The following is an 8,282-nucleotide window of genomic DNA, read 5'->3' as shown; positions in this document are numbered from 1 at the left end:
GAGCTGTCAATTCCTTATGCTCCCACGCTACCATTGACAGCAAACAGTTAGTTTTTCTGAATCTTAACAAGAATTTAGCGGCTATGTTCGTTTTTAAGGGCCTTATTTTTCGTTTTTAGCGGTTTTGAGACTGTTTATATATATTTACACCAGAGCTGATTTAAAATGGCTTAGAAACGATAAATATAGCCAATAATAAGTGAAAAATACGCTAATTGGTTTCAAAATCCTAAATTCATGTCAATAAAACGCCAATTTGGTTTAACCCTGGAATAAAATTGTCAGCAATTGAGGACGCGGAAACCTGAAAGCTTAACTTGAACTAACCGAAATACTTGGTCAATAACCAGAAAATAAGGCCTGTCAGAATACCAGTCGGGATCACAGCCAGCAGATAATTCTTAATTTCATACCACGAGAACCGCTTTTTCGTGGTTTGTAACTGCTGATCCATTTGATCAGCGACTTGGGCCATCGTCTCTTGAATGGTCTGGTTCACTTGGTCGCTGAGTTGGCTGAGGCACTGGTTGTTTTTGGCTTGTTCGGTTTGAATTTGTTTGAGCGCGGTCAGATTTTCCTGACTGATCAGGTTGGTCTGCTTTTGGAATGCTGCGTAGGCGCTTTGTAAGGTCTGTTTTAATTGGGCCTGCGAGCTGGCGTTGCTGCTGTCTAAGTTGTTTAAGGTCGTCTGAAACTGTTGGTTGACTTGTTGGGCGGTCTGTTCGATCTGATGAAGTTGTTGATCGAGGGACGTTTTGGCTGTGGCTTGCAGTTGAATCTGAGTGCCCTGGTAATTCCGGAGTTCGGCTATGGTCTGATTGAGCTGGGTCAATTGTTGGGTTAACGGTTCGTTCTGGTTGCTGGTTGGTTCTTGATTGGGTTTGTCGGCTTGCCAACTCATTAAAAATCGTCTCCTTTTCATAATCAATCCCGAGTTTGGTTCCCCGAGACTTGTAATTGGTGCCTAAAAGCTGATAGGTGAGATTCTTGCCACGCTCCCATACTTTGACTGCCTGTTGCTTTAAATCAGCTTGGAAGGCCTGAAAATCGCGAATAAAGGGGTTATGCATGGTGTGATCCACCGCTTGACGGATCTGATCTTTCCAAGCGGGCTGATGCTTAGCACGTAATTTAATTTCGGCCATTGAACGTTTCTCATGACGGTTGGGATCAGGTTGGGTGACCATTAAGCCTTGTTCCTGACAAACTTGATCAGTGACTTGGACTAAGTGATCGCGGTATTGATGCCAATTACCGTGCATCTTTTGACCGGTTTCGAGGTTAATCGCGCCAATGACGGCATGGACGTGCAACGAATCGGTATCGGCATGTTCATAAAGGGCCACCTGTTGATTGGGATAGGCTTTGGCATAAACTTCTTTAGCGACGGCTAAGACAGTGGCTTGGTCATGGGGATCTTGCGGATTAAATTCCAACGGGCTAAAGGCAATCCGGCTGGCATACGCTTGGGTTTTACCAGGATTGCCATAGACGGCCCGCACTTGTTTAAATTCGCTTTTAGCGTACTGAATATCTAAATTGAGGCCATCTTTTTTGATGGCTCGTTTTTCAGCGTAATTGACTAACCTAGATGCACTGGTGGAACGTTTTATGTGAGTTGTTGCCATACGCGTTGCACCTCGTTTTGTAAATCCTTTAATGCTTGGGGATCGATTTGACCACCTTGATTAGCATGATGGGCCAATTGATTAAGATTACCGCCAATTTTAGCTAACTGATGAGTGATGTTCTGGGCATCTTGGGCAGCAATCTTAGGGGCAACTAAGCGCGCCCCCTGGGCCTTCTTTTTGACAAAAGCCGGCACGGACAGATTTAAAGTTTGCGCGGAACGCGCCAGCTTTAAATAGTCCGGTTCACTCACCCGAAAATTAATTTGTTTGCTAGCCTGACGATGAACCTGAGTCGTCTTTTTTGTGCTAGCCAGATTTTGTGGTTCGTTCACAAGTCCCACCTCCGTTGCCCTGCGGGCAAAGTTATTCGAGATATCAAAAGTCGGATCAGCCGACGGCTGATGACCTCCTAATGATAATCGAATAACAGAGGATTGGCAAGCAACCCGCATGCTAGCCACAAGACTACGTTTGTGGCAGCTGCGGTGCTTGCAAAGGGGACGCTAGCGCTCGCCCCTTGACCCCCTAGCTACGCAAACTCATGGCAAAATGACTAGCTATATGCTAGCCACTTTTTACCAATCGTTGCGTATGCCATTTGCTGATTTATTCCGCAAATGGCGTCTACCCGACGGGGACTGTCTGCCGAATTATTTTGCATAATAAGCATGATTTCATCAAGACAATTTTTGCACTTGACGCATGCTTTCAGCAGGAGCTCTTCCAGCAGACCATTTCATGGAGAGTTCTGCCCGAACAGGGCAAGTTAAGAGAACTTGAGCGCAAAAAAATAAGCACAATGTGCTTATTATATTAATACTTACGAAGGTTTATTAAGTGGTGACTGAGTTCTCGAAAACATTGCGTAAGAATATTGCTTATTGTAATTATTTTCCTAATTTAGCCTTATTCCATTCATTTTTTAAATATTTTCGCAAAAATTCTCTTAACTTTTTAGAATTACTTTGTACATCTTTAATTTTCCAATTATATTTTCGTACCTTAACTATATCCATAATGTTATTTACGTAGGTTATGACTTTATCATTATCTCCACTTATATCAGGCCCGAAATAAAGAATTAACCTATTTCCGCTTTGAATAACATTTCTACGTACCTCTTCTAAATCTTTGTCAGAAATGACGTCTTCATAATTTGAATGAACGACAGTATCTGGTCCTTGAACTGCAGTAATTGTAGCTTCATGTTCTGTAGTATCAACTTTTTTAATAATAGGGTCCCCAACTTTTATTTTAGGAGAGTATTCTTCGAACAAAGTACATTGAGTAGTAAAATTTGCTGCTTCTATCCGTACCTTTTGTATCCACTCTATTCTAGCTTTAGATTTAACTTCTGCATTAATTTGTTCTTTTGCTATCTTTCTCTGCGTAAAGGTGCTCCAAACCGAAGCAACAGCAGCTATTATTGCAGCTATCAAGGTAAATGTTCCCATTAAATAATCCTCGCTTATACATATTTACTTTTGTGATACTATTCTTCATAGTGAAACTTCCTTTCTAATTGGCTGGTTGTTTTGCTAAATGTTAGGGATACCGTGAGCTGTGCAGGCTAGGGCGGTATCCCTCCTTTTATTATATTCATCATTTTCCCCCTGAATTAATACCGTTTGTTTCGAATTAAATTATTGTGAATTTCCACTTGAACTACCTCACGACCACGGCGTGCTTGAAATAACTCTAAGTGGCTGCTGAAGATCAGTAGCAAACCCGGGATAAGGCATCACCTTGATTCGAATTGGCTTCAGGTCATGTGAAGGTCCGACATAAATGCTATCCTCATAAACCGTTAAGTCGCAGCCCATCTCTTCTAATTTGGCAACAAAGGCTTCCAAATGTTCGGGGATGATGTTGGTGATTAAAATTCCATCCCCCACAGCTGCAGCGAGTGACAGATAAGTGCCGGCTTCGATTCGATCAGGAATAATTGTATGAGTATTACGAGCCTGAAGGGTTGGCACGCCTTCAATTCGAATGACATCGGTCCCGGCACCACGAATATTGGCACCCATGTTGTTCAAGAATGTCGCAATGTCAATAATTTCAGGTTCCTTAGCCGCGTTGCCAATAACGGTGGTTCCAGGCGCCTTGACAGACGCCAGAATTGTATTGATAGTGGCACCCACAGAAACGATGTCTAAGAAAATCTGGGCACCATGCAGGCCGTCCGGGCCGGTCTTAATGGTCACTGTTCCATCGTGTTCGCTGACTTCAGCTCCCAAAGCCTTAAATGCCTTGATATGCTGGTCAATTGGCCGCGGCCCGATATTATCGCCACCGGGAAAACTAACGGTAGCACGCTGAAAACGACCTAACAGAGCGCCCATAAAGTAGTAGGAGGCCCGCAAGCTTTTAATCGCCTTGCTTGGCAGTGGTGCCTCGACAATATTGGTCGGATCAATTGTTAGGACATCGCCTTTGAACTCAGACGAAACGTTCATCGGTTTTAAAATTAACATTAAGTTGTGAACATCTAAAATGTCTGGGACCGAGTCGAACCTAACGGGGGTATCCGCTAATATGGCAGCAGGGATAAGCGCAACCGTGCTGTTTTTAGCACCGCCGATCGATATCTCTCCGGACAGCCGTTTTCAGCGAATTATTACAAGACAAAATGAGCACCTGTTTGCAGTAATCGACAACCAGAGAACTCGAAAGCGCTTTTAAAATCCAACAATTCAATCACTTTGTTTCATCACTCAACAAATGGCCAGATCTACTTCTTTAACTATTCCTGAAAGTCCTTATACTATTCAGGCATACAGAAAAAAGGAGCGGTTAGAAATGAAACGACTATTTACGACAATTGGCGAAAATATTCATCGGCACCACAAACTTTGGATCACGGTCATCTTGATCATGACCATCGGTTTTGCATTTGGATTGCCAAAGATTCAAATGAAAATGGGCAACGACGTCTTCGTTAGTTCCAGTTCAAAAACCTATCAGGATTCCCAAACCTATCAGAAAAAGTTTGGTGGTGACTCCCTTTATCTGTTGCTCGACGGTAACCAGTCGACATTATTATCCCACAAGACAATGCAGCAGGTGGCCAAATTTGACAGTAAAGTCAGCCAAGTTGATAACGTCAGAAATACGACCGACATCGTCAGTAGTTTAAATGATCAGCTATCCCATGCCGGGACCGGAAACTCCAGTGCTCAGTTCAACTTCAATAGCAAAAAGCTTCAACAAGATCTGATGGCTGAACTGAGTTCCAAGCAAAAACAAAGCATTCAGTCGAAAATGCAACACTCGTTAACAAGTACGCAACAAAATCAGGTTCAAACATATTTACTGAAACAACTCACGCCCGCCCAAAAGAAGCTGATGGCAGCAGCTGGCGCCCAGGCACAGGGTTCCAAGCAACAGCAGCAAGCAATGCTTCAAAAGCAATTGACCACCAAACAGCAAGCTGCAGTACAGTCCTACACCATGTCGCTGCTTAACCATCAGCAGCAATCACAATTGGCAGACACGGTCATCCCGATGCTGCCGAAAGTTCAAGACATGTCAACCAAACTGCTGCGGGATATTTTTCTCAGCGATAACGGCCATGTTCCCAGTGCGATGAAGCAATTATTACCTAAGGACGGCAAGCATCTATTAATCATTATCAATACCAATAAGGAATCGTCGGATATGAACACCGCGGTTCAGATTAATCACGACGCCAATCAGGCAATTAAGCAAACCAACTTTTCCTCAAGCATTAAGACCCGCTTGGGCGGCCAACCTGCAGTTCTTGGTCAGGTCCGCAGTAAAGTCATTACCAGTATGGCAACCATGCTGGCATTCGCAGTAGTCTTAATGGTGATCATCCTCCTATTGATATTTTCGGTACGAAAGCGTTTGTTGCCACTCATATTTGTCCTGGCCTGCCTCGTATGGACATTTGGTTTGATGGGTTGGCTTCACATTCCGTTGACCTTGGCAACCATGGCAACGTTGCCGATTATCATTGGTTTGGGGACTGACTTTGGTGTTCAATTTCAAAACCGATATGAAGAAGAAGTCAGGAAACGACAAAATTCTAAGGAGGCCATTTCAGTTGCCATTTCGAGCATGGGACCGGCAGTTGGCGTATCTTTAATCGTCATGGTCTTCAGCTTTTTGACGATGTATCTCTCAAAGGCCCCAATGATGCAGAAGTTTGGCCTCACATTGGCCATTGGTGTCGCCTGCAGCTACGTCGTTGAGTTTGGACTGATGTTTTCAAGCCTCTCACTCTTGGATAAACACGCTTCAACAGCCAAGTTGGCACCCAAGAAGCTATCTCAGCCGTCGCGTTTATCACTGTTCCTAAGTCACTATGCTGAATGGGTAACCCATCATGCAGGCATTCTGCTGACAATTGGCGTGGTGTTGGCTGGACTAGGTTTTTCATTTGAAAAATCCATTAATATTGAAACCGACTTCACCAAAATGATTCCCCAAAATATGACGGCCCTGAAGAATACCAAATATCTTCAGAGCAAAATTGGGTCGACAACCTACCTCACCTATTTAGTGGAGGGCAATGGTCAAGATATCAGGGATCAGGACAATTTGAAGACAATCGATCAAGTTGGTCAAAAAGTGGACCATAAATACCATGACGTCACCGATGTCACCAGCTTATCGACCGCCTATCAACAGACGAACGGCTCATTGAACACTTCTCAAAAGCAGTTAACTGTGGGTGTTGACAATTTGCCAACGTCTTTAAAACAAACTTTGATTAGCAGCAACCATCACGACGCAACTATCCAATTCAAAATTAGAAACGGTCTGTCCTCAAAAGAACAACTTAAGTTGATGAATCGGATTAATCATGATATTAAAGGAATCCATCATGGCTTAAAAATTTCTCCTGCAGGAGCTCAAGTCATGATGCTATTGGGCATTAATAATATGTCCGCTAATCATGATCTGATTATTATTGCCGGTCTTTCGATCATTTTCATTGTCTTATTCCTTATCTATCGTGACTGGCGACTTGCACTGTACCCAGTGATTCCAATTTTGTTGGTATTAGGTCTTTCCCCATTAACCTTAAAACTGTTGGGAATTTCCTATAACCCAGTCACAATTGCCCTCAGTTCGCTGGTTCTTGGAATTGGAACCGAATTTACCATCTTAATTCTGGAACGATACCGGGAGGAATTACAACGGGGAATTAGTACCCGGGACGCGATTGTTTCAGCAACCACATCTGTCGGTCAGGCAATTACAGTTTCCGGTTTCACGGTCATGGGCGGTTTTTCGGCCATTATGTTCTCCAGCTTCCCAGTTCTGAAGTCATTTGGGCTGATTACTGTGCTGGACACAGGTTATTCACTCATCTGTGCATTGACGATTTTGCCGGCAGTCATTTATCTGCTGAGAAAAAGAAAGCCGGCAGCCACTCAATCCTCATCCGAGCAAGCTACTGAACGTGATGATTAATTGACCCATTGAAATACCCTTTTCTAACTAAAAAATGGCTTCCATAAATGAAATTGATTCATTTGTGGAAGCCATTTTTGTGTTTTGCGCTGTTTCTTGGCATCTTTGCGCCATCAATCAGCCGCCTTAATTACTGGGCATTTAGTTTATTGATGATCGAAATGAGAAACAACTCCAACTGCGGCCAATCAATATTCGACTTGAGAAGCTGCTCTTCTAAAAAGCCCATTATTGTATTCGCCAAAAAACTGATCATCAGCGGTTGTGAAGACGATTGCTTAATCAATGTTACGACAGGATCGTTTTGATAGGCTGGATTGTTGGCCCGTTCATTAAACAAATTCTCCAAAATGTTCCGAAATTCATCATAGAACTTGCTTTGGCTTTCAGGAATCAGATGGCGAATTAAATCAATGTTGTCGGAAATAAAATGGGTAACCTGGGTTAAAACAACGTTTTCCCTGAAGTCCGTCCCCAGCAATTCTTCAGACAGGTTATAGATAATTGTATTTGCCAGATCAACCTTATCTTGGAAATATCGGTAGAACGTGCTGCGGTGGATCATCGCTTCATCACAGATTTCTCCGATCGTAATATCATCAAATTTCTTTTTTCTAAGAAGCGTCATCATTGCCTGCAAAATATCTCGCTTGGTGCGCTGTTGAGATTGAGTGTCGGCCATAGTCAAAGTCCTTTCAAAATTTAGATTATAAAATTAAGCATACATCATAACCAACTATTCTTAAAGAAACCAATGACAACTTTCACAAGTTGCTGCCAACAAAAAAGCCCCGACCCACCACGAGATCAGAGCTTCACTTGAATTGTTAACCGTCAATCAGATTCACCCTAAAAGTGCATCGTCATTTACAGACGGTTTAGTTATTTTTTTCGAGATACTGGTCATTTGCCGCAGCAACGAAGTCCTTGAAGAGACCTTCTGGACGGTTGGGACGGGAAATAAACTCTGGATGGTACTGTGAACCAACGAAGAACCGGTTCTTTGGAATTTCCACAACTTCAACCAAGTGATTGTCAGGTGAAGTCCCAGAAATGACCATCCCATTTTTCTCCATTGCGTCCCGGTAGGCGTTATTAAATTCATAACGGTGACGGTGACGTTCTGAGATGATATCGGCATTATCATAAGCCTTGGCAGCAACCGTTCCCGGCTTTAAGAAGCTGTCTAAAATCTCTTAAGTAATA

The 8,282-nt window shown here is 43.1% G+C and carries 5 protein-coding genes and 2 pseudogenes; 1 reads left to right on the top strand and 6 read right to left on the bottom strand.

The genetic code is table 11. The features are described 5' to 3' along the window. Nucleotides 1–458: 458 nt before the first annotated feature. The 4 genes and pseudogenes from IV84_RS08745 to IV84_RS08730 all read right to left on the bottom strand — a co-directional run. Complete coding sequence (locus IV84_RS08745) at nucleotides 459–1,628, bottom strand: relaxase/mobilization nuclease domain-containing protein (RefSeq protein ID WP_056986443.1); 1,170 nt, start codon at nucleotides 1,626–1,628, stop codon at nucleotides 459–461. Beyond that, on the bottom strand, nucleotides 1,610–1,963 hold the full coding sequence (locus tag IV84_RS11090; RefSeq protein ID WP_020923869.1) for a plasmid mobilization protein: 354 nt from the start codon (nucleotides 1,961–1,963) through the stop codon (nucleotides 1,610–1,612). The genes IV84_RS08745 and IV84_RS11090 overlap by 19 nt, the downstream gene beginning before the upstream one ends. A 555-nt stretch (nucleotides 1,964–2,518) precedes the next feature. After that, on the bottom strand, nucleotides 2,519–3,085 hold the full coding sequence (locus IV84_RS08735) for a hypothetical protein (RefSeq protein WP_054712710.1): 567 nt from the start codon (nucleotides 3,083–3,085) through the stop codon (nucleotides 2,519–2,521). 246 nt (nucleotides 3,086–3,331) lie between these two features. After that, nucleotides 3,332–4,234 (bottom strand): annotated as a pseudogene (locus IV84_RS08730) (UDP-N-acetylglucosamine 1-carboxyvinyltransferase); the annotation flags it as partial. A gap of 199 nt (nucleotides 4,235–4,433) precedes the next feature. Here IV84_RS08730 and IV84_RS08725 point away from each other — a divergent pair. Then, entirely contained in the window at nucleotides 4,434–7,076 is a 2,643-nt protein-coding gene (locus IV84_RS08725; RefSeq protein WP_056986441.1) for an efflux RND transporter permease subunit, read from the top strand. Nucleotides 7,077–7,206: 130 nt separating this feature from the next. Here IV84_RS08725 and IV84_RS08720 read toward each other — a convergent pair whose 3' ends face one another. Together IV84_RS08720 and IV84_RS10770 are read right to left on the bottom strand one after the other, a co-directional pair. Further along, the gene (locus tag IV84_RS08720) at nucleotides 7,207–7,758 is read right to left on the bottom strand and encodes a TetR/AcrR family transcriptional regulator (RefSeq protein ID WP_054712707.1); all 552 of its coding nucleotides are present in this window, start codon (nucleotides 7,756–7,758) and stop codon (nucleotides 7,207–7,209) included. A gap of 196 nt (nucleotides 7,759–7,954) precedes the next feature. Next, nucleotides 7,955–8,254: pseudogene (locus IV84_RS10770) on the bottom strand (glutamine amidotransferase-related protein); the annotation flags it as partial. Between the last annotated feature and the right edge of the window lie 28 nt (nucleotides 8,255–8,282).

The organism is Pediococcus damnosus, from assembly GCF_001437255.1.
In the GTDB taxonomy this organism is placed as follows: Bacteria; Bacillota; Bacilli; order Lactobacillales; family Lactobacillaceae; genus Pediococcus; species Pediococcus damnosus.
The sequence above is the reverse complement of the archived record's forward strand: the minus strand, read 5'-3'. Positions and strand labels throughout refer to the sequence as shown.